The sequence below is a fragment of the Cronobacter malonaticus LMG 23826 genome (assembly GCF_001277215.2).
In the GTDB taxonomy this organism is placed as follows: domain Bacteria; phylum Pseudomonadota; class Gammaproteobacteria; order Enterobacterales; family Enterobacteriaceae; genus Cronobacter; species Cronobacter malonaticus.
Map to the genome: position 1 here is coordinate 4,126,575 of NZ_CP013940.1, position 23,251 is coordinate 4,149,825.

A 23,251-nucleotide genomic window follows, 5' to 3' on the forward strand; every position below is an offset into this window, starting at 1 on the left:
CATAATTCGTACATTTATCTGTCACCAAACTGTCCTACTTTGCTCACCGTAGCCACGAAACAATAAATTACGAACACCAGCAGGAGACATTATGAAAGTTATGCGTACCACCGTCGCAACTGTTGTCGCCGCGACCTTATCTCTGAGCGCTTTTTCCGCTTTCGCGGCAGCAAGTCTGACTGGCGCGGGCGCAACATTCCCGGCGCCGGTGTATGCCAAATGGGCGGATACCTACCAGAAAGAAACGGGTAACAAGGTAAACTACCAGGGTATCGGCTCCTCCGGTGGCGTTAAACAAATCATTGCTAACACGGTTGATTTTGGTGCTTCTGACGCGCCGCTTTCTGACGAAAAATTACAGCAAGAAGGTCTTTTCCAGTTCCCGACCGTGATCGGCGGCGTGGTGCTGGCGGTTAACCTGCCGGGCTTCAAGTCTGGCGAGCTGGTGCTGGATGGCAAAACCCTCGGCGACATCTACCTTGGCAAAATCAAGAAGTGGGATGACGAGGCGATCGCCAAACTGAACCCGGGCAAAAAACTGCCTTCTCAGAATATCGCCGTGGTGCGCCGCGCTGACGGTTCCGGTACGTCCTTCGTCTTCACCAGCTATCTCGCGAAAGTGAACGACGAGTGGAAATCCAAAATCGGCTCTGGCTCTACCGTTAACTGGCCGACCGGTCTCGGTGGTAAAGGCAACGACGGTATCGCCGCGTTCGTACAGCGTCTGCCGGGTTCTATCGGTTACGTGGAGTACGCGTACGCCAAGCAGAACAACCTGACCTACACCAAACTGGTTTCCGCTGACGGCAAACCGGTCGCGCCGACCGAAGAGAGCTTCGCCAACGCCGCCAAAGGCGCTGACTGGAGCAAATCCTTCGCGCAGGATCTGACCAACCAGAAAGGCGACGACGCGTGGCCCATCACCTCCACCACCTTCATTCTGGTTCACAAAGAGCAGAAGAAACCTGAGCAGGGCGCCGAAGTGCTGAAGTTCTTCGACTGGGCCTACAAGTCAGGCGCGAAACAGGCGAATGACCTGGATTACGCCTCTCTGCCGGACAGCGTGGTTGAGCAGGTTCGCGCCGCATGGAAGACCAACGTTAAAGACAGCAGCGGCAAAGCGCTGTATTGATCGAGATTTACCGATGATGGCGGATGGCGCTTCGCTTATCCGCCCTACAAAAATCCGGTAACATGCTGTTTTTTGTAGGCCCGGTACGCATCACGCTGCCGGGCATCATTCAAAACAGAGTTTAACTGAAGAGTGAAATATGGCTGCCACCAAGCCTGTATTTAACCCCCCCGGTAAAAAGGGCGATATGATTTTCAGCGCGCTGGTTCGTCTGGCTGCGCTGATTGTGCTATTGCTGCTGGGCGGCATTATCGTCTCCCTTATCTTCTCCTCCTGGCCAAGCATCCAGAAATTTGGTTTTTCCTTCCTCTGGACCAAAGAGTGGGATGCCCCTAATGATATCTACGGCGGGCTGGTGCCGATTTACGGCACGCTTGTGACCTCGTTTATCGCGTTGCTGATAGCGGTTCCCGTAAGCTTTGGCATCGCGCTGTTCCTGACGGAGCTGGCGCCTGGCTGGCTGAAGCGCCCGCTGGGTATCGCTATTGAACTGCTGGCGGCTATCCCGAGTATTGTGTATGGCATGTGGGGGCTGTTTATCTTCGCCCCGCTGTTCGCGACCTATTTCCAGGAGCCGGTCGGCAACGTTCTTTCTGCGATCCCGTTTATCGGCGCGCTCTTTTCAGGCCCGGCGTTCGGTATCGGCATCCTGGCGGCGGGCGTCATTCTCGCCATCATGATCATTCCGTACATCGCCGCGGTTATGCGTGATGTGTTCGAACAAACCCCGGTGATGATGAAAGAGTCGGCTTACGGTATCGGCTGCACCACCTGGGAAGTTATCTGGCGTATCGTCCTTCCGTTCACCAAAAATGGGGTGATTGGCGGCGTCATGCTCGGTCTTGGCCGCGCGCTCGGCGAAACCATGGCGGTGACCTTTATCATCGGCAACACCTACCAGCTCGACAGCCCGTCGCTCTACATGCCGGGCAACAGCATCACCTCGGCGCTGGCGAATGAGTTCGCCGAAGCGGAATCCGGGCTACATGTGGCGGCGCTGATGGAGCTGGGCCTGATCCTCTTTGTGATCACCTTTATCGTGCTGGCTATCTCCAGGCTGATGATTATGCGTCTGGCGAAAAACGAGGGGGCGCGCTAATGGCGACGATGGAACTGCAAAACACCACGGAGCTTGCGGAATCCCGCCGCAAAATGCAGGCGAAGCGCCGCATGAAAAACCGCATCGCGCTGACGCTCTCGATGGCGACGATGGCGTTCGGCCTGTTCTGGCTTATCTGGATCTTAATATCCACGGTATCGCGCGGGTTTGACGGCATGTCCCTGGCGCTCTTTACCGAGATGACACCGCCGCCAAATACCGCCGGTGGCGGCCTTGCGAACGCGCTGGCGGGCAGCGGTCTGCTGATCCTGTGGGCGACGGTTATCGGAACGCCGCTGGGTATCCTTGCGGGTATCTATCTTGCGGAATATGGCCGCAAGTCGTTTCTCGCGGAAATTATCCGCTTTATTAACGACATTCTGCTTTCTGCGCCGTCTATCGTCGTCGGGCTGTTCGTCTACACCATCGTGGTGGCGCAGATGGAACACTTCTCCGGCTGGGCGGGCGTGATTGCACTGGCGCTGTTGCAGGTGCCGATTGTTATCCGTACCACTGAGAACATGCTCAAGCTGGTGCCGGACAGCCTGCGTGAAGCGGCCTACGCGCTCGGCACGCCGAAGTGGAAGATGATCTCCGCCATTACGCTTAAAGCTTCTGTGTCGGGCATCCTGACCGGCGTGCTGCTGGCGGTCGCGCGTATCGCGGGCGAAACCGCGCCGCTGCTCTTTACCGCGCTCTCCAACCAGTTCTGGAGCACGGACATGATGCAGCCTATCGCCAACCTGCCGGTGACGATTTTCAAATTCGCCATGAGCCCGTTTGCCGAATGGCAACAGCTGGCCTGGGCAGGCGTGCTGATTATCACCCTTTGCGTACTGCTGCTGAACATCCTGGCGCGCGTGCTGTTCGCCAAACGTAAACACGGTTAATTTTTTGACGGCGTGGCGTTTCGCGACGCCGGATAAGGAAAACGATTGAGATGAGTATGGTTAATAAGGCCCCGGGCAAGATTCAGGTTCGCGATTTGAACTTTTACTACGGGAAATTCCATGCCCTGAAAAACATCAGCCTGGATATCGCCAAAAACGAAGTGACCGCGTTTATCGGCCCGTCTGGCTGCGGTAAATCCACGCTGCTGCGTACTTTCAACAAAATGTTTGAGCTTTACCCGGAGCAGCGCGCGGAAGGCGAAATCCTGCTGGATGGCGAAAACATTCTGAACCACTCCCAGGATATCGCGCTGCTGCGCGCGAAAGTGGGCATGGTGTTCCAGAAGCCGACCCCGTTCCCGATGTCGATTTACGACAACATCGCGTTTGGCGTGCGCCTGTTTGAGAAACTCTCCCGCGCCGATATGGACGAGCGCGTGCAGTGGGCGCTGACTAAAGCCGCATTATGGAACGAAACCAAGGATAAACTGCACCAGAGCGGGTACTCTCTCTCCGGTGGTCAGCAGCAGCGTCTGTGTATCGCCCGCGGCATTGCTATCCGCCCGGAAGTGCTGCTGCTGGACGAACCGTGTTCCGCGCTGGACCCGATCTCCACAGGCCGTATCGAAGAGCTTATCACTGAGCTTAAGCAGGATTACACCGTGGTTATCGTGACGCATAACATGCAGCAGGCGGCGCGCTGTTCCGATCACACGGCGTTTATGTACCTTGGCGAGCTGATCGAGTACAGCAACACCGACGATCTCTTCACCAAGCCGAAAATGAAACAGACCGAAGACTACATTACCGGTCGCTACGGTTGATATGCCCGGATTTCTCATGTGGGCCGCTTTTGAATTTATCGGGCATGTGGAGTGCTAAATGGATAATCTGAATCTGAATAAACATATTTCCGGTCAGTTCAACGCTGAGCTGGAATACATTCGCACCCAGGTGATGACCATGGGCGGGCTGGTGGAGCAGCAGCTCTCCGATGCGATCACCGCCATGCACAACCAGGACAGCGAACTGGCCAAACGCGTTATCGACGGCGATAAAAAGGTCAACATGATGGAAGTGGCGATCGATGAAGCCTGCGTGCGCATTATCGCCAAGCGCCAGCCGACCGCGAGCGATCTGCGTCTGGTAATGGCCATCATTAAAACCATCGCGGAGCTTGAGCGTATCGGCGACGTGGCGGATAAAATCTGCCGTACCGCGCTTGAGAAATTCTCGCACCAGCACCAGCCGCTGCTGGTGAGCCTGGAGTCGCTCGGCCGTCATACCGTCCAGATGCTGCATGACGTGCTGGACGCTTTCGCGCGTATGGATCTCGACGAAGCGGTACGTATCTATCGCGAAGATAAAAAAGTCGACCAGGAATATGAAGGCATCGTGCGTCAGCTGATGACCTATATGATGGAAGATTCCCGCACCATTCCAAGCGTCCTGACCGCGCTGTTCTGCGCCCGATCTATCGAACGTATCGGCGACCGCTGCCAGAATATCTGCGAATACATTTTCTATTTCGTGAAGGGCCAGGATTTCCGCCACGTGGGCGGCGACGAGCTGGATAAACTGCTCGCCGGTAAAGATCCGAAAGAATAAGCCTGCCGCCCTCGCCGCGCGCGAGGGCAATTTTGGGGCGCGCGTCGCCCCTTTTGCGGATTTTACTCAATACTATAAGGGGTTACCGAGCCCGTTATAAAAGGATGAATCCGTGAAATTACCTTCCCGTACCGCTCTCGCGATGGCAGCCGTGATTGGTTGCGTCAGTTTATCCGCCTTCAGCGCGCCGCTGCCGGCCATGCCCGATCCGTCTATTCCGGTTAGTCATTACATCACGCAGGTCAACCCGGATAAATCCATTACCTTCCGCCTGTTCGCGCCCGATGCGAAGCGCGTGGCGGTCGTGCTCGGCGCGACGGTGGACAGCCAGGTGTCCCATGAGATGCGCAAAGAGGCGAATGGCGTCTGGAGCTGGAAAAGCGCGCCGATGACGCCGGATCTGCACGAGTATTTCTTTGACGTTGACGGGTTTCGCTCCATCGATACCGGCAATCCGTATGTGAAACCGCAGCGCCAGCCGAATACCTCGCTGATTCTGGTGCCGGGCAGCATTATTGATGACCGGGCGGTGCCGCACGGCGATCTGCGCACGCTGACGTACCACTCCGGCGCGCTGAAATCGGAGCGGCGGGTGTACGTCTGGACGCCGCCAGGCTACAGCCGCGAAAGTGAACCGCTGCTGGTGCTCTACTTCTATCACGGCTTTGGCGATACCGGGCTTTCCGCCATCACCCAGGGTCGTATCCCGCAGATGATGGATAACCTGCTGGCGGAGGGCAAAATCAAACCGATGCTGGTGGTTATCCCGGATACCGAAACGGATATCGCCGATGCGGTGCCGGAGAACTTCCCGCCTGCCGAACGTCGTAAAGATTTCTACCCGATTAACGCCCGCGCGGCGGATAAAGAGCTGATGAACGATATTATTCCGCTGATCGGGCAGCGATTTAACGTGCGCCAGGATGCGCAGGGGCGCGCGCTGGCGGGGCTGTCGCAGGGCGGCTACCAGGCGCTGGTGTCCGGCATGACGCATCTGCAAAGCTTTGGCTGGCTGGCGTCCTTGAGCGGCGTGACCACCGCCACGGTGCCGAATGACGACGTGACGAAACAGCTCTCCCGCGCGGACGAAGTAAACAGCCAGCTGCGGAACTTTACGCTGGTGGTGGGTGATAAAGACAGCGTGACGGGCCGGGATATCGCCGGGCTGAAAACCGAGCTTGAGCGCGACGGCGTGAAATTTGATTATCACGTTTACCCGGGGCTGGGTCATGAGATGGCCGTATGGCGTCCGGCGTATGCCGAGTGGGTGCAGAAGATTTTTTAATGGTGGTTGATGTGGGGCGGTAGGGCGAGTTGTTAAAGGTGGGTGCGCTGCGCTTACCCACCCTACAAAAAATCTGCATCCCTGGCGCAGGTGGGTGCGCTGCGCTTACCCACCCTACAAAAACTCCGTATCCACACCGTAGGGCGGGTAAGCGAAGCGCACCCGCCGTTGCCTGATGATCAGCGCGTCACATCCCAGCCGCGTGCACGCCACAGCGCGGGCAACTGCGCCAAATCGGTAAATACCGTCACATTCGGGTGCTCCAGCGGCGGGTTATGCGGATCGGCACAGAAGTAAAACACCTGCATCCCGGCGGCGATGCCCGCTTTTGCACCGGCGGCAGAGTCATCCACCAGAATGCAGCGCTCCACATTCACCTGCATAGCATCGGCGGCGAAATGCATCAACGCCGGATCGGGCTTCCAGCGTTGAATATCGTAGCCGCTGAATAGCTTGTCGGTGAAATAGTGCAACATCCCGGTTTTGCCGAGCGACTGCTGCATTTTGCTCACCGGGCCGTTCGAGACAATGCACATCGGCACCGCCATTTTCTCAAGCAGCGCCGCAGCACCGGGGATCTCTTCCAGCTCCGCGTCAAAAAGCCGGGCCACTTCCGCGCGGTAAACCGGCTCAAGCTCAGCTTTCTCCAGCTGCACGCCATATTCGGCATTGATCGTATCAATGATTTCGTAGAGCTTTACGCCTTTAAAGCGCCTAAACACCTCTTCCAGTTCAAGCGTAATGCCTGCCCTTGCGAACATATGTACATAGGCGCGTGAGCAGATCACTTCGCTATCCACCAGCGTACCGTCGCAGTCGAAAAATACCGCTTCAATTCGGGACATGCCGTTTCCTGTTGTTGCAAGTTGAACGTTTACTCTAAGCGCTTTGCGTTACGCAATCGATGCCGTATAAGCAAATTCAATGAAAAAAAGTCTGTGATGACCGTCAATATCGGGCCTTTTTGGTATAGGATAGCGACGAATTTTTCCCCTCCTTGTACGGAATTAGAGAATGAGCCAACAACAGACGTCCCAGGCCGAAGGGCAGGGATTGCTTGAGCGCGTGTTTAAATTACGCGCGCACGGCACCACGGCCCGCACCGAGGTGATCGCAGGCGTAACGACCTTCCTGACGATGGTGTATATCGTTTTTGTAAACCCGCAGATCCTCGGCGCGGCTGGCATGGACACCAGCGCAGTCTTCGTCACGACCTGTCTTATCGCCGCGTTCGGCAGCATTCTGATGGGCCTGCTGGCGAATCTGCCGGTCGCGCTGGCACCGGCGATGGGCCTGAACGCCTTCTTCGCGTTTGTGGTGGTTGGCGCAATGGGTCTCTCCTGGCAGGTTGGGATGGGCGCGATTTTCTGGGGCGCTGTCGGTCTGCTGCTGCTGACCATTTTCCGCGTACGCTACTGGATGATTGCCAATATTCCGGTGAGCCTGCGTATCGGGATCACCAGCGGTATCGGTCTGTTTATCGGCATGATGGGGCTTAAAAACGCGGGCGTTATCGTCGCGAACCCGGAAACGCTGGTGGCTATCGGTAACCTCACCTCCCACACCACGCTGCTTGGCGTACTGGGCTTCTTTATCATCGCTATTCTCGCCTCCCGCAATATTCACGCGGCGGTGCTGGTCTCTATTATTGTGACTACGCTGCTGGGCCTCGCGTTTGGCGATGTGCATTTCAAAGGCGTGGTATCAGAGCCGCCGAGCGTAATGACGGTGCTGGGCCATGTTGACCTCGCGGGCTCGCTGGATATCGGCCTCGCGGGCGTGATTTTCTCATTTATGCTGGTCAACCTGTTCGACTCCTCCGGCACGCTGATTGGCGTGACCGATAAGGCCGGGCTTGCCGATGAAAGCGGCAAATTCCCGCGCATGAAGCAGGCGCTGTATGTGGACAGCATCTCCTCTGTGGCCGGTTCGTTTATCGGGACGTCGTCCGTGACCGCTTATATCGAATCCTCATCCGGCGTTTCCATTGGCGGGCGCACCGGCCTTACCGCGGTCGTGGTCGGCCTGCTGTTCCTGCTGGTGATTTTCCTCTCGCCGCTGGCGGGTATGGTGCCGCCTTACGCCGCTGCGGGCGCGCTGATTTACGTGGGTGTGCTGATGACGTCCAGCCTGTCGCGCGTGAAGTGGGATGACCTGACCGAAGCGGTGCCGGCGTTTATTACCGCCGTCATGATGCCGTTTAGCTTCTCGATTACTGAAGGCATCGCGCTGGGCTTTATCTCTTACTGCGTGATGAAGATTTTCACCGGTCGCCTGCGCGATCTGAACGCCTGCGTGCTGGTCGTGGCGCTGCTGTTCCTGCTGAAAATTGTCTTTATCGACGCGCATTAATCAAAAAGGCCAGCGAATCGCTGGCCTTTTTATTATTCGTGGCGCACCCGCTTAATGTACTCCGCAAATGCGGTCAGCTGGCCGGTCAGGTGATCCAGCGTGCTTTGGTCCACCACTTCGCCGGTCTGCGTATCGACTTTGTTCTGAATCGCCCCGCCCATAAACTCCGGTTTGTTCATTACCATCGCATCGAGAAACACCAGAATCTGCCGCAGATGATACTGGCAGCGCGCGCCGCCAATCGCGCCCATTGAGCTGGTCTGAATAAGCACCGGCTTGCCCGCGAGCGGCTGGTCGGGCAGACGTGACAGCCAGTCAATGGCGTTCTTCAGCCCGCCTGGCACGGAATAGTTATACTCCGGCGTCACAATGACCACGCCGTCTGCTTCGCGGATCTGCGCGGCTATCGCTTCCACCGTCTGCGGAAAGCCTTCTTCCTGCTGGATATCGGCGTCATAAATGGGGATGTCGCGAATGGAGGGCAACTCGGCAACCGTCATGCCGGCGGGCGCCAGTTTCGGCAGCGTGCGGGCTACCATGGCGTTAAAGGAGCCTTTGCGCAGGCTGCCAATCAGCGTTACTACCTTTAGCGTGTCAGACATAGAAACCTCCAGGATTGTCAAAGCAGATTAGTTGATAATCATCGCTTTTTCCGAGGGCAGACTGGTAAAGCGCATCAGGCGCGTATCCGGGCTGGTGCTGCGTTTGCGCATGTCCGGCAGGCTGCGCCAGCCCTGTATGCTGTCATATTCCCACAGATAGAGCTTTTCAATGGCGGGCGATACCGCTACCGTCCAGATTAATACGTCTTCAGCATCACACGCCGCTTCCACCTGCGGGAACTGTGCCACACGCAGCTTGCCTGAACCCGGCAACAGCTGAAAGTGCTGGCCGTCATCGTTCTGCTGGCCTGTCAGCTTCAGCAGGCTGCGGCGCAGCGTTACCAGCTGGGTACGCGCTTCCTGTGGATCATTTTGATTATCGACCCAGATAGTTTCATTTTTGCTAAGCGTATGGCCGGTTTGCGGTGCGAGAGGGTGCGTAAACGTGCGAGTGGCGGGCTGTAGTTCCATATCCAGCCCACAACAGCCTTCGGTGGTAATCGCCACACCCAGCATATTGCCGGTATGGGCGAGAGAAAAATCCGCAAGCCCTGGGTCGGTAAAGCGCGGGCGGCCCTGCTCGTTGACCACGATTTCCGGCAGCACAGGAATGCCATACAGCATAAATACCAGCTCGGCCAGCAGCGATCGCGACGCCAGAAAACGGCTGCGGCGGTGCTCCGGCAGGTGTTGCGCGGCTTTCAGCGTGTCGGCTGAGAGCCTGGGGGAGATACTGAGTTCGGGGCCAAGCGTCCTTCTTGCAAAATGCGTTGCCATTTTCCACTCCATGATAATGGTCAGTAAGGGGTAATTATCGAAACGATAAATGCGTAATCTGCAACTCATCAGCCCGATAGTGTTTAGGTTTTAATGCCTAATGCAGACGCTGAAAAGTACTCTGTACGGACTTTTACAAAATTATCGCACGGTATGGGCAGCCTGCCTGCCTCAACGCGACTTCCTGCGCTCTCAGGACAGTCCTGAAGCCGCTCAGGCGGTCAGTGGGATCTCTGGCAGATGCACCACATTGTTATAGAACGATTCCAGATCGTGTTCAGTCAGGATCGGCTCTTTCATTATCAGGTGCACATCAAGGATATCTTCAAAATCCGGCAGAATGGTCAGGCCGTTCGTCTGCGCCAGATCCTGAGAAATAATGCCGATGCTGCTAAAGCTTTTCATCAGGGAAACGGTAATCAGCTCGCTGCAGGAGAAAATCACGCTGGCCTCCTGAAGCAGCGGCTTATGGCGAGCGGTGAATTTATCAAAGCTTGATGAGTACGGGCACTCGGCCAGCGGCTGTACCAGCGTGGTGGCAGCGGCGGCGCTGTCTGCCGAGCAGGCGGCAATCACCTTAATATGCAGCCCGGTTAATTTTATTCTGTAGAAGCCGGGCGGTACATTGCCGCCCAGTACCACCGCGATGTCGGTTTCGTCCTTGGCGATTTTCACCAGGTTTTCCGGCGATTCGGACGTGCTGAAAATCACGCTGTAGTCGCTCAGTTTGTCGATCATGAAGTTAATGATTTTCTTGTTGGTATCGACGGAGAAGGTGCTGTTTAGCGCGATGCGAATCGGGGTGGTGGTGCTTTTCTTAAGCTGTTCGGCTTTAAGACGCAGGTGCTCGGAAGTTTTGACGACATTCATAATATAGGGCAGTAAATCCTTACCCTCAGTGGTTAGTACCACGCCTTTATTATTGCGATTAAATATTTTAAAACCGAAATATTCTTCCGCTTTGTTAAGCTGCGCCGCCAGCGCCTGAATGGTGATATTCGCCTCTTCTGCGGCGCAGGTTAACGAACCCATCTGCGCGGTTTTTAGCAGATTCCTCAAAACTTTAATATCCATATGTCACCCCATGACGTGCCGGTCTTCTCTTTATATCAACCGCCATAAGAATGATCAATTGATACGCGGTCATTACGCTGGCCGAAAACTCCGGTTTTACCTGTTTTTTCGGTCAGAAAGACCTTAAGCCGCCCTGCTTAAAATGATTATTAAGGTGACTGAAAAAGAATTGAATATAAATAACTTAATTAACTGGTAGTTTAACACAAAACCTCCCCACCCACCCTAGATGAATATAGAATATATGTTACAGCTCAATAAAAATATCGGCGATGACCTGAGAAAAAATAAAGCGGTAAATGTTCTGGGTTTAGATTTCTCACTGACCGGCGGATTTAGCGACTTCGTTAAATTTACGCAAAGCTGGGAAACGATGGGCATTGATAAATTCTATGGTCAGGCCGATCGCGGAACGCGTTATCGCCGTTACAGCGATTTTGATTACAACCCGGTCACTAAAACATTAACGCCGCTCGGCCATCGCGCGTATGAACAGTCAGTCGAGCATAATAAATATGTTGGCGGTATTGAGCGTCACTTCGATGACATCACCACTGAGGTATTACATTCGCCGGTATTGCGCTCGCTGGTGGAGCTGGATTTCAACGTCTATAAAGAAGTGCTGCCGCCGGAACTGCATAATGAAGTCTGGCAGTGTCAGATTCATCAAATTCGTATCGAAATTAAGCCTGGCTGCGAGCTGGAAATTACGCCAGAAGGTATCCACTGCGATGGTTATCCCTTCAGCGGCGTGCACTTCTGGGGCCGTCACAATGTCGAAGGCGCTATGAGCCAGGTCTTTAAGAAAGACGGTACGCTGGTGGATTCAGGCACCTATCGCAATATTCTCGACACCACCTTTTTCCTTGACCGTGAAATGTTGCATTACGTGACCAGCGCGTTTAACCCGACAGAAGACGCGATGGGCTTTCGTCAGATTATCGCCGTTTCGTTTTCAAAGCCGGGGACGGAATATGATATCATCAAATAAACTCCAGCTTGTTTCTTCTGACGCTGAAAAAAACACGGCACCGGATGGATTAGTTATTTCTAAAGCGACTATTAACGACGCCTGCAATATCGTCAGCTTTTTAAAATTCTTTAAAGAGGTGGCGTTTTGTGAATGGCAGGATGAAGAGCATATTCGCAAAATTGTCGCGGCAGAGAATGCCCGCTGTTATTTAGCGAAAGACCAGAATGGCGTCCTGGTGGGCGCCATTATTGGCGGTATGCTCGGCACGCGCGCCACGCTAAACCATATTGCCATTTCGCCCATTTTCAGAAATAACAAAATTGGCACAGTGCTGACAAAAACCATTCTGAATGATTTTTATCTGAGCGGTATTAAACGTGTCTTTCTGTTTATTGAAGATAAAAACCAGGTCGCGTTCAAATTCTGGCGCTCCCAGGGTTTTCAACCGACCACAGGAGAAACGACGTGCGAACTGGATCTTTAAAAAACCTGAATTACGCCGAGCGTGGCGATGTTAAAGAGAGCCTGCTGAATGCCTCGCCGATTATGGCGGGGTATTTCGTCGTCGCGTTTGTCTTCGGCGTGATGTGTCTCAACGCCGGACTGCCCGTCTGGTTCCCGGCGGCGATGTGTTTGTTCGTCTACGCGGGTACCGCGCAATTCGCCGCGCTGGCGCTGCTCACCTCGGGCGCGTCACTGCTGCCTATTGTGCTCTCGACGCTGCTCATCAATTCCCGACATATTTTGATGTCGATGTATATGTCGAAGAAACTTGGCCCTGTCGGCATGTCCGGGCTGAAAAAGTCTCTCTATGCCTTCGGGCTTACCGATGAATCCTTCGCGATGCACAGCCAGCGCCTGGAGAGCCGCATCGCGACGACGGCGAGTTACCTGCTGAGCTTCAACGCTTTTTGTCATGTCTCCTGGATTACGGGGGGGTTTGCGGGCGCGGTGGCCTCGGAATATCTGGCGAAATTCATCAGCTTCAAGCTCGATTACGCGCTCACGGCCATGATGTTATTTGTGCTGGTCGCGCTCTGTAATACCACCGGTAAGCGCATCGTCGCGCTGGTCTCTGTTGCGACCACGATTGGTATGAACTTTATCCATATTTCACCGTTGAACGTCTTTGTGGCGACGGCGGTCGGTTGCGGAGTCGGCGTATGTCTCAAGAAATCTTCCTCCTGATTGTCATTTTCTCAATGATGGCGGTGACGTTTGCGATTCGACTCATCCCGCTGCATTTAAGCCCGGAGCGCACGCCGCGCTTTATTAACGCGGTGATTGAGTACATTCCGGCCGCGGTCATTTCCAGCATCACGATCCCGGCGCTGTGCTTTCCGCAAAACGCAGGGTTCAGTTTATATAACGCCAGCGTGCTGGCGGCGTTGCCCGTCGTATTCGTCGCCTGGTTTACGAAGAACTTAATTGTCAGCGTGGTGGTGGGCGTTATCTGTCAGGTACTCGCCAGCCATTTTCTTTTTGGATAATTCACCGCTTCGGCGTACGGATAAAGGATCGACGCTATTAATGAAACGTATTGCCTGCGTGGCCTGCCTTGATCCGAAATTTTCTGTGCATGCGCATACTTTTTTACGTGCCGTGGTGCTCGCCAGACATGGACAGCTGGTAAAAGAGGCGCAGATCAGACTATTTGACGACGGCGGCAGTCGGGAGGGCGCGCTACGCGCCGCGCGGGAAATAGCGGCCTGGGGCGCGGACGCTGTCGTCGGGCATTATGTCTCTTCCGCGGCCGCCGCTGCTGCGCCTGAATACGCCAGACGTGGCGTGCCGCTGTTTCTGCCCGCCGCGACCGCCAGCCATCTGACGCGCAACGAAACGACATGGCGGCTCTGCGATAGCGATGCCGACTATGTCGCCTGGCTGAAAGAGCGTGTCACACAGGCGCAGTGGCAGGTCGCCACACCCGAACATGACGGCTCGCTGCATGGCATCAGCGTGTCGGAACAACTGGCGGCAGCGCTGCCGATTACGCCCTATGGCCCGACGCGGATATTTTCAGGCCGCTACGCCGCGTCGGTTCGCTACGCCATTCGCTGGGCGCATATTGAACTGCCCGGGCGGTTGATTCTGACAGACGACGCGGGTTCACCCGCGCTGGTGCCGGATTTGCTGGCGCACGGTATCGATCCTAATCAGCACGAGATCCTGATTGCGGGCATTAGTCCGCACCCGGCGGGTGAGATAGCCCATGTAGTACGCCAGACCTGGCAGCGGCGCTGGGGCGGCGAACCAGGCGCGTACCTGTGGGAAACGCTGGCGGCGATTCAGACGGCGGCGGCGTTTCCGCACATTCCCGCCCAAACGGTACTGGGGCCGCTGCGCTTCGATGCGAGGCGCGAGAGCCGCCCTAGTCATTTTCGCCTCTGGCAGGTCACGCGCCAGGGCTTTATCGCTTATCAGCCCGTACCGGAGACGATATGACATCGCGCTGTGCACTGACTGGCGCTTCACCCTTACCCATCTGACGACACGAGGAATTTATGTCAAACCTTGAGCAACTGGCGTATTACCAGAAAAAACTCTCCTTTGAAGCCGATTCATGGGATCTCTACCTCGCGCTTAATGCCGGGGAAAATATTGTTGTCGTGGATGGCCGTAGTGAAGAGGCGTACCAGCGCGAGCATATTCCGGGCGCGATTAACCTGCCGCATAAAGCGCTGTGTTTTAACAACACCGCGGAACTGGATAAATCCAAAGTCTATATCTGCTATTGCGATGGTATCGGCTGCAACGGCTCGACCAAAACCGCGATGAAACTGCTGACGTTAGGGTTCCAGGTGAAAGAGCTTATCGGCGGGCTGGACTGGTGGAAACGCGATGGCTACGCCACCGAAGGCCATCAGGGCCGCGACGGTACGCCGGTCAGCTGCGGCTGCTGATATAAAAAGCGTGGTGCTGCGGTGAGAAGAAGCACCACGGAAAAATTCATGGAGAACGGCTGACAATGCCGTTCTTTTTTTGCCTGAACCATGCTGCTAACCACCGTTTCATCAAGATTAGCAGCGACGAACCAGACGAATAGTCCACCCAGAACCAATACGGTGACAACCAGCAGAACGGACCATTTCAGAGCTTTTAATCCCATCGTCATTTATTTGCCCCTGTAAATGAAAGCGATGTACCTGTATGGGTAATGACGTTAACGACAACCGATATAAAAGTGCACCATTGATGATAAAAAACCCGCATTAACAAGCTGTTAATGCGGGTTAGTGGATGCTTACTAATCAGGCGAAGCGGGCGTTATTTACCAATACAGAAGCTGGAGAAAATACGGCCCAGAAGGTCGTCGGAGGTGAATTCACCGGTGATCTCGCTTAACGCCTGCTGCGCCAGACGCAGCTCTTCGGCCAGCAGTTCGCCAGCCCACGCGCCCAGCAGCTGCGCTTTGCCCTGTTGTAGGTGGTTCGCCGCGTCTTCCAGCGCCTGGAGATGACGACGGCGCGCCAGGAAGCCGCCTTCCATGCTGGTATCAAACCCCATGCTTTGCTTCAGATGATTGCGTAGCACGTCCACGCCCTCATTGGTGCGCGCCGAAAGGCGGATAAGTGAGTGACCATTCACTTCGCTTAAGCCGGGCTGTTCGCCGGTCACGTCCGCTTTATTACGCACCACGGTGATCGGCAGTTTCGCGGGCAGACGGGCGATAAAATCGGGCCAGATTTGCGCGGGGTCAGTGGCGTCGGTCGTCGTGCCGTCAACCATAAACAGCACGCGGTCGGCCTGTTCGATTTCCTGCCAGGCGCGCTCAATGCCGATGCGCTCCACTTCATCGCTCGCCTCGCGCAGACCGGCGGTATCGATGATGTGCAGCGGCATGCCGTCGATGTGAATATGCTCGCGCAGCACGTCGCGGGTCGTGCCCGCGATATCCGTCACAATCGCCGCCTCGCGGCCCGCCAGCGCGTTCAGCAGGCTCGATTTGCCCGCGTTCGGACGGCCGGCAATCACCACTTTCATCCCTTCGCGCAGCAGGCTGCCCTGACGCGCTTCGGCGCGTACCGCGTCGAGATCGCCGATGACCTCGTTAAGCTGCGCCTCGATTTTGCCGTCGGAGAGAAAGTCGATCTCCTCATCGGGGAAATCGATAGCCGCTTCGACAAAAATGCGCAGGTGCGTCAGCGCTTCAACAAGATGGTTCACACGCGCGGAGAACGCGCCCTGCAGGGAATTCAGCGCCGAACGCGCCGCCTGTTCAGAGCTGGCGTCAATCAGATCGGCGATGGCTTCCGCCTGGGCGAGATCGAGCTTGTCGTTGAGAAACGCCCGCTCGGAGAATTCGCCAGGCCGCGCGATACGCACGCCGGGCAGGGTGAGGATGCGCTTTAACAGCAGATCCAGAATCACCGGGCCGCCGTGGCCCTGCAGCTCCAGCACATCTTCGCCGGTAAAGGAGTTCGGGCCAGGGAACCACAGCGCGATGCCCTGATCGAGCGCGGTGCCGTCCGCGTCTTTAAACGGCAGATAGTCGGCATAGCGCGCTTTCGGCAGCTTGCCGAGCACGGCCTGCGCCACGTCCCGCGCCTGTTGGCCGGAGACGCGAAGAATGCCCACGCCGCCGCGTCCGGGAGGCGTCGCCTGGGCGACAATAGTGTCGTTATGGCTCATGGTCTTTCTGTCACTCTGTCTGGCGGGGCGTTTTACCTGCCCCACGTAAAGAAAAAGGCGGTCATCAGACCGCCTTCCATTTTAGCGTTGCCCTGAAGAATCAGGCTTTTTTCTTCTTCTCGCGGCTGTGCAGACCGCGTTTTTCCAGACCGCGGTAGATCAGCTGCTGCTGAAGGATGGTCACCAGGTTGCTGACGATATAGTACAGCACCAGACCGGACGGGAACCACAGGAAGAAGACCGTAAAGATGACCGGCATAAAGGTCATGATCTTCTGCTGCATCGGGTCGGTCACGGTGGTCGGCGACATCTTCTGGATGAAGAACATGGTCGCGCCCATCAGGATCGGCAGAATGTAGTACGGGTCCTGCGCGGAAAGGTCATGGATCCACAGCGCGAACGGCGCGTGACGCAGTTCCACCGAGCCCATCAGCATGTAATACAGCGCAAGGAAGATTGGCATCTGGATCAGCAGCGGGAAGCAGCCGCCCAGCGGGTTCACTTTCTCCGCTTTATACAGCGCCATCATCTCCTGGCTCATGCGTTGCTTATCGTCGCCCAGACGCTCGCGCATCGCCTGAATCTTCGGCTGCAGCAGGCGCATTTTCGCCATGGAGGTGTACTGCGCTTTAGTCAGCGGGTACATCACGCCACGAACGATAAAGGTGATGGCGATAATCGAGAAGCCCCAGTTGCCAAGGAAGCTGTGGATCCATTTCAGCAGTTTGAACAGCGGCTGAGAGATGAACCACAACCAGCCGTAGTCAACGGTCAGGTCAAGGTGCGGCGCGACCTGCGCCATTTTGTCCTGAATTTCCGGACCCACCCACAGGGTGCTGGCAAGTTTAGCCGTCTGGCCTGGCTGAACCTGAACCGGCTCAGATTTGTAACCGATAGCCGCAACGCCATGACCCAGATCGGCGGTATAGAAGTTGCTGGTCACATTGCTTGCCGGAACCCACGCGGTCGCAAAGTACTGCTGGAGCATCGCGACCCAGCCGCCTTTGGCGTTCACGTTCAGGTTCTCGTCGTCAGCGATAGTATCGAACTTATATTTCTCATACTTCTCGTCCGGCGTGGAGTAAGCCGCGCCGCGGAAAGTATGCAGAGCAAAGTTGTTGCTGCCGGTATCGCGATGGCTCGGCAGATCGATGGTTTGCTTCAGCTGACCGAACGAAGAAATTTCAAGCGGCTGCGTGCCGGCGTTCTTCACGTCGTAACCCACATAGACCGCGTACTGGCCGCGTTTCAGGGCGAACGTTTTGGTGAAGGCGTTACCTGCCTCGTCAGTGAAGGTCATCGGGATCACCAGCTCATCCTGGCCGTCAGCCAGAACATAGGTGTCACGCTCGGTGTTATACAGCGGGCGACCCTTGTTGTTATTCGGGTTGTCCGGGCCGTTACGACCGGTCAGGCCGCTCTGTGCCTGATAAACGAAGTTCGGCGTCGTTTCCAGAAGCTGGAAAGGTTCGCTGGAGCCCAGCTCTTTCGGGTATGCCAGCAGAAGCGCCTGCTCGATGTCGCCACCACGGGTATTGATGGTAAGAGAGAGGACATCGGTCTTAACGGTAATGAGTTTCCCCTGGCCACTGGCCGGTACGCCCTGGCTTGCGGCGCTACCCGCTGCGGTGGTCGTAGTCTGCGTGGTCTGCTGAACCTGGGGTTTTGGAGCTTTATCTTGCTCCCAGGCTTGCCAGATCATGAAAGACACGAACAACAAAGCGATGACAAGAAGATTGCGTTGCGAATCCATCGTTAGTGTTCTCTGGTATCAAAAGGTCCTGGCGGGACGGGGTCGTCTCCACCCGGGTTCAAAGGGTGGCATTTTAATACGCGTTTCACTGTCAACCAACTGCCTTTTAACACCCCAAACCTGCGCAATGCCTCAATTCCGTACTGCGAACAGGTGGGGTGAAAACGGCAATGCGGCCCGAGAAGCGGACTAATGAAGCGTTGATAGACCCGGATGAGGGCTATCAGGAGCCGCGAACCAGGCGACAATGACGACGCCATAATTTTTCCAAAGCTTCCGAAAGCTCCCGGTTATCGAGGTCGGCAATCCCGCGCTTCGCCACCACCACGAAATCCATCGGAGGGAGTTCATGCTGACGTAAACGGAAGCTTTCACGCGTCAGACGTTTAATCCGATTGCGTTCATGCGCGCGTTTAACGTTTTTCTTGGCGACGGTAAGACCGATGCGGGGATGCCCCAGCGAATTAAGGCGGCCGAGGATGGTGATTTGCGGCGTGCCAGCCCGTTGTGGCTGCTGGAAGACGAAGGTGAAATGAGCGGGAGTTAACAAACGTAACTCCCTGGGAAATGCGAGCTTAACCACTAAAGGGTTAGCTATTACTTGGAAACGGTCAGACGAGCGCGGCCTTTAGCACGACGACGTGCCAGAACCTGACGACCATTTTTAGTAGCCATACGAGCACGGAAGCCGTGAGAACGGTTGCGCTTCAGTACAGACGGTTGAAAAGTGCGTTTCATGGCGATTTCTACCTAAACTTGAATAAATTCACTGACTTTGCGTATGCGCGAACGGCCTGCCGGACGACTTACGCCAAAGTAATCGACGATTAAAGAGGCCGGATTGTAATAATTGTACACTCCGGAGTCAATTCACTTTCCTTATTTCCCGCGCTTTTCCCCTCAGTTTGAGGATAAAAAACACGCAAAATTCAGGCGATAAACCGCGCTTTACGCACCGGGTGGGGAATTATACGGGCTCGCCGCCAAAGCGCAAGGATCGTCAGGGATCTTCCTTAGATCGATAACACGCCGTTTTTCGGATCGTCATTAATTTTTCCGATATGCCGGGTAAAACGCACCGCAGCCGTCAAAGGATCGATTACACTTAAGCCTCCTGTCGCAGGCCTGTGGATAAATCGGGAAGAATCTGTGAGAAACAGGAGATCTCTGGCTCGCTTTAGGCTATGATCCGCGGTCCCGATCGGGATCCCTGATCTCAGCCTCGGGGTAAAAAACCGCAAATAGCGGTTCGCACGCCTCCCGACTCGGGGCTTATCGGCGTGTGTCAACAATCATGAATGTTTCAGTCTTCGTCTTTTATCGACTTTTGTTCGAGTGGAGTCCGCCGTGTCACTTTCGCTTTGGCAGCAGTGTCTTGCCCGATTGCAGGATGAGTTACCAGCCACTGAATTCAGCATGTGGATACGCCCCCTACAGGCGGAACTGAGCGATAACACGCTGGCTTTGTATGCGCCAAACCGGTTTGTGCTCGATTGGGTAAGGGACAAATACCTCAATAATATTAACGGATTACTGAATGATTTCTGCGGCTCTGACGCGCCGCTGCTGCGCTTTGAAGTCGGCACGAAACCGCTGACGGCGGCGACAACCGCACCGGCAAGCCAGGCGGTAAAACCTGCGCAGGCCGCGCCCGCGGCAGCACCCGTCCGCCCGGCGTGGGACAACGTGCCCGCACCCGCGGAGCCTTCTTACCGTTCGAACGTCAACGTCAAACATACCTTTGATAACTTCGTTGAGGGTAAATCCAACCAACTGGCCCGCGCGGCGGCGCGTCAGGTGGCGGACAACCCCGGCGGCGCGTATAACCCGCTCTTCCTTTATGGCGGCACGGGTCTCGGTAAAACGCACCTGTTGCATGCGGTGGGCAATGGCATCATGGCGCGCAAGCCCAACGCCAAAGTGGTCTACATGCACTCTGAGCGTTTCGTCCAGGACATGGTGAAAGCGCTGCAAAACAACGCTATCGAAGAGTTCAAACGCTACTACCGTTCGGTGGACGCGCTGCTTATTGATGATATTCAGTTCTTCGCCAATAAAGAGCGATCCCAGGAAGAGTTTTTCCACACCTTTAACGCCCTGCTGGAAGGCAATCAGCAGATCATTCTCACCTCGGATCGCTATCCAAAAGAGATCAACGGGGTTGAGGATCGTCTGAAATCGCGCTTCGGATGGGGTCTCACGGTAGCCATTGAGCCGCCGGAGCTGGAAACTCGCGTGGCGATCCTGATGAAAAAGGCGGATGAGAACGATATCCGCCTGCCAGGCGAAGTGGCCTTTTTTATCGCCAAGCGTCTGCGATCCAACGTGCGTGAGCTTGAGGGCGCGCTGAACCGCGTGATCGCCAACGCCAACTTTACCGGCCGTGCGATCACTATCGATTTCGTGCGCGAGGCGCTGCGCGATCTGCTGGCGCTGCAGGAAAAACTCGTCACTATCGACAATATTCAGAAGACGGTGGCCGAGTACTACAAGATCAAGGTGGCGGATTTGCTCTCCAAGCGGCGTTCCCGCTCGGTCGCGCGTCCGCGCCAGATGGCGATGGCGCTCGCCAAAGAGCTGACCAACCACAGCCTGCCGGAGATCGGCGATGCGTTTGGCGGCCGCGACCACACTACGGTGCTGCACGCCTGCCGCAAGATTGAGCAGCTGCGTGAGGAAAGCCACGATATCAAAGAAGATTTCTCCAATTTAATCAGAACATTATCTTCGTGACGCTATGAAATTTACCGTTGAACGTGAACATTTATTAAAGCCGCTCCAGCAGGTCAGCGGCCCGCTGGGTGGCCGTCCGACGCTGCCCATTCTCGGCAACCTGTTGCTCCAGGTCGCGGATGGCGCGCTGTCGCTGACCGGCACCGATCTGGAGATGGAGATGGTGGCGCGCGTCGCGTTGGTGCAGCCGCACGAGCCGGGCGCAATGACAGTCCCTGCCCGTAAATTCTTTGATATCTGCCGCGGCCTGCCGGAAGGGGCGGAAATCGCTGTTCAGCTCGATGGCGACCGTATGCGCGTGAGTTCCGGGCGCAGCCGTTTCTCGCTCTCCACGCTGCCCGCGGCGGATTTCCCGAATCTGGACGACTGGCAGAGCGAAGTGGAATTCACGCTGCCTCAGGCGACCATGAAGCGCCTTATCGAAGCCACGCAGTTTTCCATGGCGCATCAGGATGTCCGTTATTACCTCAACGGCATGCTATTTGAAACCGAAGGCGAAGATCTGCGTACCGTCGCGACCGACGGCCACCGTCTGGCGGTCTGCGCGATGCCGGTCGGCCAGCCGTTGCCAAACCATTCGGTGATTGTGCCGCGTAAAGGGGTGCTGGAGCTGATGCGTATGCTTGATGGCGGCGACGCTCCGCTGCGTATTCAGATCGGCAGCAACAATATTCGCGCGCACGTCGGCGATTTCATCTTTACCTCGAAGCTGGTCGATGGCCGCTTCCCGGATTACCGCCGCGTACTGCCGAAGAACCCGGACAAAACGCTGGAAGCCGGCTGCGATATTCTCAAGCAGGCGTTTGCCCGCGCGGCCATTCTCTCCAACGAGAAATTCCGCGGCGTGCGTCTGTATGTGAGCGAAAACCAGCTCAAAATCACCGCGAATAACCCGGAGCAGGAAGAGGCGGAAGAGATCCTCGACGTCACCTACGCGGGCGCGGAGATGGAGATCGGCTTCAACGTCAGTTATGTGCTGGACGTTCTGAATGCGCTCAAATGCGAAAATGTTCGTATTTTGCTGACGGATTCGGTATCGAGCGTGCAGATAGAAGATGCGGCGAGCAGTTCCGCGGCCTATGTTGTTATGCCCATGCGTCTTTAGAAAATATCGGGCTATCTTACTTGCCATTTTCAACCTGGGCAGTGCTCGCCCCTGTCACGTACTCCGTGTACGCTCCAGGGCCTGCGCGCTGTCCGCGTTGAAACTGGCTGCGCCGATAACGCCCTGGGTTTGCTGTAAAGGCGGAAAAGTCACTCTATGTCTCTGACGCGTCTCCTCATCAAAGATTTCCGCAATATCGAAAACGCGGATCTCGCGCTCTCTCCCGGCTTTAACTTTCTGGTTGGCGCGAACGGCAGCGGGAAAACCAGCGTGCTGGAAGCGATTTACACGCTGGGCCACGGACGCGCGTTTCGCAGTCTGCAAATCGGTCGCGTGATCCGCCACGAACAGGATGCCTTTATTCTTCACGGGCGGTTGCAGGGCGACGAGCGCGAAGTCTCGGTCGGCCTGACGAAAGATCGCAACGGCGACAGTACGGTGCGCATCGACGGCAGCGACGGTCACAAGGTCGCCGAGCTGGCGCAACTGATGCCGATGCAATTAATTACCCCCGAGGGGTTTACTTTACTCGGCGGCGGCCCCAAATACAGAAGAGCGTTCCTCGACTGGGGATGCTTCCATAACGAACCGGGCTTCTTTGTGGCCTGGAGCAACTTAAAGCGCCTGCTCAAACAGCGCAACGCCGCGCTGCGACAGGTGACCCGCTATGAACAACTGCGCCCGTGGGACCGTGAACTGGTTCCGCTGGCCGAACAGATAAGTCAGTGGCGCGCCAGCTATAGCGAGGCGATCGCCAACGATATGGCCGATACCTGCGCGCAATTTTTGCCGGAATTTTCGCTCACATTTTCTTTCCAGCGCGGCTGGGAGAAAGAGAGCGACTATGCCGACGTGCTGGAGCGCGGTTTCGAGCGCGATCGGATGTTGACCTACACCGCGCATGGCCCGCACAAGGCCGATTTCCGCATTCGCGCCGACGGCGCGCCGGTGGAAGATACGCTGTCGCGCGGGCAGCTTAAGCTCCTGATGTGCGCACTGCGTCTGGCCCAGGGCGAGTTTCTGACTCGCGAAAGCGGGCGACGCTGCCTGTATCTGATAGATGATTTTGCCTCTGAACTCGACGATGCCCGACGTGGGCTTCTGGCGCAGCGCCTGAAGGCTACGCAGTCGCAGGTTTTTGTCAGCGCGATCAGCGCTGAACATATTCTCGACATGACGGACAAAAATTCGAAGATGTTCGCTGTCGATCAGGGTAAAATAACGGATTAACCCAAG

26 protein-coding genes are annotated in these 23,251 nt (G+C 56.0%); 16 read left to right on the top strand and 10 right to left on the bottom strand.

Features of this window, described 5'->3' with window-relative positions:
• Positions 1-91: 91 nt before the first annotated feature.
• The 6 genes from pstS (at position 92) to AFK66_RS19335 (ending at position 6,014) form a co-directional block, all read left to right on the top strand.
• A complete protein-coding gene (pstS, locus tag AFK66_RS19310; protein WP_004387547.1) occupies positions 92-1,132 on the top strand; it encodes a phosphate ABC transporter substrate-binding protein PstS in 1,041 nt (346 codons plus the stop codon).
• A 139-nt stretch (positions 1,133-1,271) separates the two neighbouring features.
• Complete coding sequence (gene pstC, locus AFK66_RS19315; RefSeq protein ID WP_004387546.1) at positions 1,272-2,231, top strand: phosphate ABC transporter permease PstC; 960 nt, start codon at positions 1,272-1,274, stop codon at positions 2,229-2,231.
• Positions 2,231-3,121 (top strand): phosphate ABC transporter permease PstA, encoded by an 891-nt coding sequence (pstA, locus tag AFK66_RS19320; RefSeq protein ID WP_007779687.1) that lies wholly within the window; start codon positions 2,231-2,233, stop codon positions 3,119-3,121. The genes pstC and pstA overlap by 1 nt, the downstream gene beginning before the upstream one ends.
• A 50-nt stretch (positions 3,122-3,171) precedes the next feature.
• Positions 3,172-3,945 (top strand): phosphate ABC transporter ATP-binding protein PstB, encoded by a 774-nt coding sequence (gene pstB, locus AFK66_RS19325; protein ID WP_004387544.1) that lies wholly within the window; start codon positions 3,172-3,174, stop codon positions 3,943-3,945.
• 58 nt (positions 3,946-4,003) lie between these two features.
• The gene (gene phoU, locus AFK66_RS19330; protein ID WP_004387543.1) at positions 4,004-4,729 is read left to right on the top strand and encodes a phosphate signaling complex protein PhoU; all 726 of its coding nucleotides are present in this window, start codon (positions 4,004-4,006) and stop codon (positions 4,727-4,729) included.
• Positions 4,730-4,871: 142 nt separating this feature from the next.
• On the top strand, positions 4,872-6,014 hold the full coding sequence (locus AFK66_RS19335; protein WP_032969082.1) for an alpha/beta hydrolase-fold protein: 1,143 nt from the start codon (positions 4,872-4,874) through the stop codon (positions 6,012-6,014).
• Positions 6,015-6,193: 179 nt separating this feature from the next.
• Here the strand turns inward: AFK66_RS19335 and yieH are convergent, their stop codons facing one another.
• Positions 6,194-6,859: a 6-phosphogluconate phosphatase gene (yieH, locus tag AFK66_RS19340; RefSeq protein WP_007779692.1), complete on the bottom strand. Its 666-nt coding sequence runs from the start codon at positions 6,857-6,859 to the stop codon at positions 6,194-6,196.
• A gap of 169 nt (positions 6,860-7,028) precedes the next feature.
• On the opposite strand from yieH, the gene AFK66_RS19345 reads away from it, so the two are divergent.
• Entirely contained in the window at positions 7,029-8,366 is a 1,338-nt protein-coding gene (locus AFK66_RS19345; RefSeq protein WP_007779694.1) for an NCS2 family permease, read from the top strand.
• A gap of 32 nt (positions 8,367-8,398) precedes the next feature.
• Here the strand turns inward: AFK66_RS19345 and AFK66_RS19350 are convergent, their stop codons facing one another.
• From AFK66_RS19350 to AFK66_RS19360, 3 genes are all read right to left on the bottom strand, one after another.
• Positions 8,399-8,968, bottom strand: coding sequence for an NADPH-dependent FMN reductase (locus AFK66_RS19350; protein ID WP_007779697.1), 570 nt, complete (start codon positions 8,966-8,968; stop codon positions 8,399-8,401).
• Between the two features lie 27 nt (positions 8,969-8,995).
• Complete coding sequence (locus AFK66_RS19355; RefSeq protein ID WP_032968516.1) at positions 8,996-9,745, bottom strand: 4'-phosphopantetheinyl transferase family protein; 750 nt, start codon at positions 9,743-9,745, stop codon at positions 8,996-8,998.
• Positions 9,746-9,958: 213 nt separating this feature from the next.
• Positions 9,959-10,819: a LysR family transcriptional regulator gene (locus tag AFK66_RS19360; RefSeq protein WP_007779701.1), complete on the bottom strand. Its 861-nt coding sequence runs from the start codon at positions 10,817-10,819 to the stop codon at positions 9,959-9,961.
• A gap of 244 nt (positions 10,820-11,063) precedes the next feature.
• On the opposite strand from AFK66_RS19360, the gene AFK66_RS19365 reads away from it, so the two are divergent.
• The 6 genes from AFK66_RS19365 to AFK66_RS19390 are packed head-to-tail and all read left to right on the top strand — an operon-like array spanning position 11,064 to position 14,695.
• A complete protein-coding gene (locus tag AFK66_RS19365; protein WP_007779703.1) occupies positions 11,064-11,810 on the top strand; it encodes a 2OG-Fe dioxygenase family protein in 747 nt (248 codons plus the stop codon).
• Entirely contained in the window at positions 11,794-12,276 is a 483-nt protein-coding gene (locus AFK66_RS19370; RefSeq protein WP_023899720.1) for a GNAT family N-acetyltransferase, read from the top strand. Before AFK66_RS19365 ends, AFK66_RS19370 begins: the two co-directional genes overlap by 17 nt.
• Positions 12,258-12,980 (top strand): AzlC family ABC transporter permease, encoded by a 723-nt coding sequence (locus AFK66_RS19375; protein WP_007781177.1) that lies wholly within the window; start codon positions 12,258-12,260, stop codon positions 12,978-12,980. The genes AFK66_RS19370 and AFK66_RS19375 overlap by 19 nt, the downstream gene beginning before the upstream one ends.
• Positions 12,956-13,282, top strand: a complete 327-nt coding sequence (locus AFK66_RS19380) for an AzlD domain-containing protein (RefSeq protein WP_007781175.1) — start codon at positions 12,956-12,958, stop codon at positions 13,280-13,282. Before AFK66_RS19375 ends, AFK66_RS19380 begins: the two co-directional genes overlap by 25 nt.
• A 40-nt stretch (positions 13,283-13,322) precedes the next feature.
• The gene (locus AFK66_RS19385) at positions 13,323-14,237 is read left to right on the top strand and encodes a type 1 periplasmic-binding domain-containing protein (protein ID WP_032986345.1); all 915 of its coding nucleotides are present in this window, start codon (positions 13,323-13,325) and stop codon (positions 14,235-14,237) included.
• A gap of 59 nt (positions 14,238-14,296) precedes the next feature.
• Complete coding sequence (locus AFK66_RS19390; protein WP_007781103.1) at positions 14,297-14,695, top strand: rhodanese-like domain-containing protein; 399 nt, start codon at positions 14,297-14,299, stop codon at positions 14,693-14,695.
• Here AFK66_RS19390 and AFK66_RS21840 read toward each other — a convergent pair.
• The 6 genes from AFK66_RS21840 to rpmH all read right to left on the bottom strand — a co-directional run bounded on the left by AFK66_RS21840 (position 14,656) and on the right by rpmH (position 18,915).
• Positions 14,656-14,907: a hypothetical protein gene (locus AFK66_RS21840; protein WP_007781101.1), complete on the bottom strand. Its 252-nt coding sequence runs from the start codon at positions 14,905-14,907 to the stop codon at positions 14,656-14,658. The genes AFK66_RS19390 and AFK66_RS21840 overlap by 40 nt on opposite strands.
• A 152-nt stretch (positions 14,908-15,059) precedes the next feature.
• Positions 15,060-16,424 (bottom strand): tRNA uridine-5-carboxymethylaminomethyl(34) synthesis GTPase MnmE, encoded by a 1,365-nt coding sequence (gene mnmE / locus AFK66_RS19395; protein ID WP_007703708.1) that lies wholly within the window; start codon positions 16,422-16,424, stop codon positions 15,060-15,062.
• 100 nt (positions 16,425-16,524) lie between these two features.
• On the bottom strand, positions 16,525-18,177 hold the full coding sequence (yidC, locus tag AFK66_RS19400; RefSeq protein WP_032967944.1) for a membrane protein insertase YidC: 1,653 nt from the start codon (positions 18,175-18,177) through the stop codon (positions 16,525-16,527).
• 2 nt (positions 18,178-18,179) lie between these two features.
• Entirely contained in the window at positions 18,180-18,437 is a 258-nt protein-coding gene (gene yidD / locus AFK66_RS21845; protein ID WP_004386003.1) for a membrane protein insertion efficiency factor YidD, read from the bottom strand.
• Positions 18,401-18,760, bottom strand: a complete 360-nt coding sequence (rnpA, locus tag AFK66_RS19405) for a ribonuclease P protein component (protein ID WP_004386002.1) — start codon at positions 18,758-18,760, stop codon at positions 18,401-18,403. The genes yidD and rnpA overlap by 37 nt, the downstream gene beginning before the upstream one ends.
• 14 nt (positions 18,761-18,774) lie before the next feature.
• On the bottom strand, positions 18,775-18,915 hold the full coding sequence (rpmH, locus tag AFK66_RS21850; RefSeq protein WP_000831330.1) for a 50S ribosomal protein L34: 141 nt from the start codon (positions 18,913-18,915) through the stop codon (positions 18,775-18,777).
• Between the two features lie 609 nt (positions 18,916-19,524).
• Here rpmH and dnaA point away from each other — a divergent pair.
• The 3 genes from dnaA (at position 19,525) to recF (ending at position 23,245) form a co-directional block, all read left to right on the top strand.
• Complete coding sequence (gene dnaA, locus AFK66_RS19410) at positions 19,525-20,910, top strand: chromosomal replication initiator protein DnaA (RefSeq protein WP_004386001.1); 1,386 nt, start codon at positions 19,525-19,527, stop codon at positions 20,908-20,910.
• Between the two features lie 4 nt (positions 20,911-20,914).
• A complete protein-coding gene (gene dnaN, locus AFK66_RS19415) occupies positions 20,915-22,015 on the top strand; it encodes a DNA polymerase III subunit beta (protein ID WP_007781091.1) in 1,101 nt (366 codons plus the stop codon).
• A gap of 156 nt (positions 22,016-22,171) precedes the next feature.
• Positions 22,172-23,245, top strand: coding sequence for a DNA replication/repair protein RecF (gene recF, locus AFK66_RS19420; protein WP_004385999.1), 1,074 nt, complete (start codon positions 22,172-22,174; stop codon positions 23,243-23,245).
• Positions 23,246-23,251: the final 6 nt, after the last annotated feature.

Coding starts and splice junctions, on each gene's coding strand:
- yidD (WP_004386003.1), bottom strand. CDS start 18,437: ATGGCGTCGTCATTGTCGCCTGGTTCGCGGCTCCTGATAGCCCTCATC.
- rpmH (WP_000831330.1), bottom strand. CDS start 18,915: ATGAAACGCACTTTTCAACCGTCTGTACTGAAGCGCAACCGTTCTCAC.
- AFK66_RS19345 (WP_007779694.1), top strand. CDS start 7,029: ATGAGCCAACAACAGACGTCCCAGGCCGAAGGGCAGGGATTGCTTGAG.
- AFK66_RS21840 (WP_007781101.1), bottom strand. CDS start 14,907: ATGACGATGGGATTAAAAGCTCTGAAATGGTCCGTTCTGCTGGTTGTC.
- AFK66_RS19365 (WP_007779703.1), top strand. CDS start 11,064: ATGTTACAGCTCAATAAAAATATCGGCGATGACCTGAGAAAAAATAAA.
- AFK66_RS19360 (WP_007779701.1), bottom strand. CDS start 10,819: ATGGATATTAAAGTTTTGAGGAATCTGCTAAAAACCGCGCAGATGGGT.
- AFK66_RS19390 (WP_007781103.1), top strand. CDS start 14,297: ATGTCAAACCTTGAGCAACTGGCGTATTACCAGAAAAAACTCTCCTTT.
- mnmE (WP_007703708.1), bottom strand. CDS start 16,424: ATGAGCCATAACGACACTATTGTCGCCCAGGCGACGCCTCCCGGACGC.
- yieH (WP_007779692.1), bottom strand. CDS start 6,859: ATGTCCCGAATTGAAGCGGTATTTTTCGACTGCGACGGTACGCTGGTG.
- AFK66_RS19370 (WP_023899720.1), top strand. CDS start 11,794: ATGATATCATCAAATAAACTCCAGCTTGTTTCTTCTGACGCTGAAAAA.
- pstC (WP_004387546.1), top strand. CDS start 1,272: ATGGCTGCCACCAAGCCTGTATTTAACCCCCCCGGTAAAAAGGGCGAT.
- AFK66_RS19355 (WP_032968516.1), bottom strand. CDS start 9,745: ATGGCAACGCATTTTGCAAGAAGGACGCTTGGCCCCGAACTCAGTATC.
- pstB (WP_004387544.1), top strand. CDS start 3,172: ATGAGTATGGTTAATAAGGCCCCGGGCAAGATTCAGGTTCGCGATTTG.
- AFK66_RS19385 (WP_032986345.1), top strand. CDS start 13,323: ATGAAACGTATTGCCTGCGTGGCCTGCCTTGATCCGAAATTTTCTGTG.
- pstA (WP_007779687.1), top strand. CDS start 2,231: ATGGCGACGATGGAACTGCAAAACACCACGGAGCTTGCGGAATCCCGC.
- AFK66_RS19350 (WP_007779697.1), bottom strand. CDS start 8,968: ATGTCTGACACGCTAAAGGTAGTAACGCTGATTGGCAGCCTGCGCAAA.
- AFK66_RS19335 (WP_032969082.1), top strand. CDS start 4,872: ATGGCAGCCGTGATTGGTTGCGTCAGTTTATCCGCCTTCAGCGCGCCG.
- dnaN (WP_007781091.1), top strand. CDS start 20,915: ATGAAATTTACCGTTGAACGTGAACATTTATTAAAGCCGCTCCAGCAG.
- yidC (WP_032967944.1), bottom strand. CDS start 18,177: ATGGATTCGCAACGCAATCTTCTTGTCATCGCTTTGTTGTTCGTGTCT.
- phoU (WP_004387543.1), top strand. CDS start 4,004: ATGGATAATCTGAATCTGAATAAACATATTTCCGGTCAGTTCAACGCT.
- pstS (WP_004387547.1), top strand. CDS start 92: ATGAAAGTTATGCGTACCACCGTCGCAACTGTTGTCGCCGCGACCTTA.
- AFK66_RS19380 (WP_007781175.1), top strand. CDS start 12,956: ATGTCTCAAGAAATCTTCCTCCTGATTGTCATTTTCTCAATGATGGCG.
- recF (WP_004385999.1), top strand. CDS start 22,172: ATGTCTCTGACGCGTCTCCTCATCAAAGATTTCCGCAATATCGAAAAC.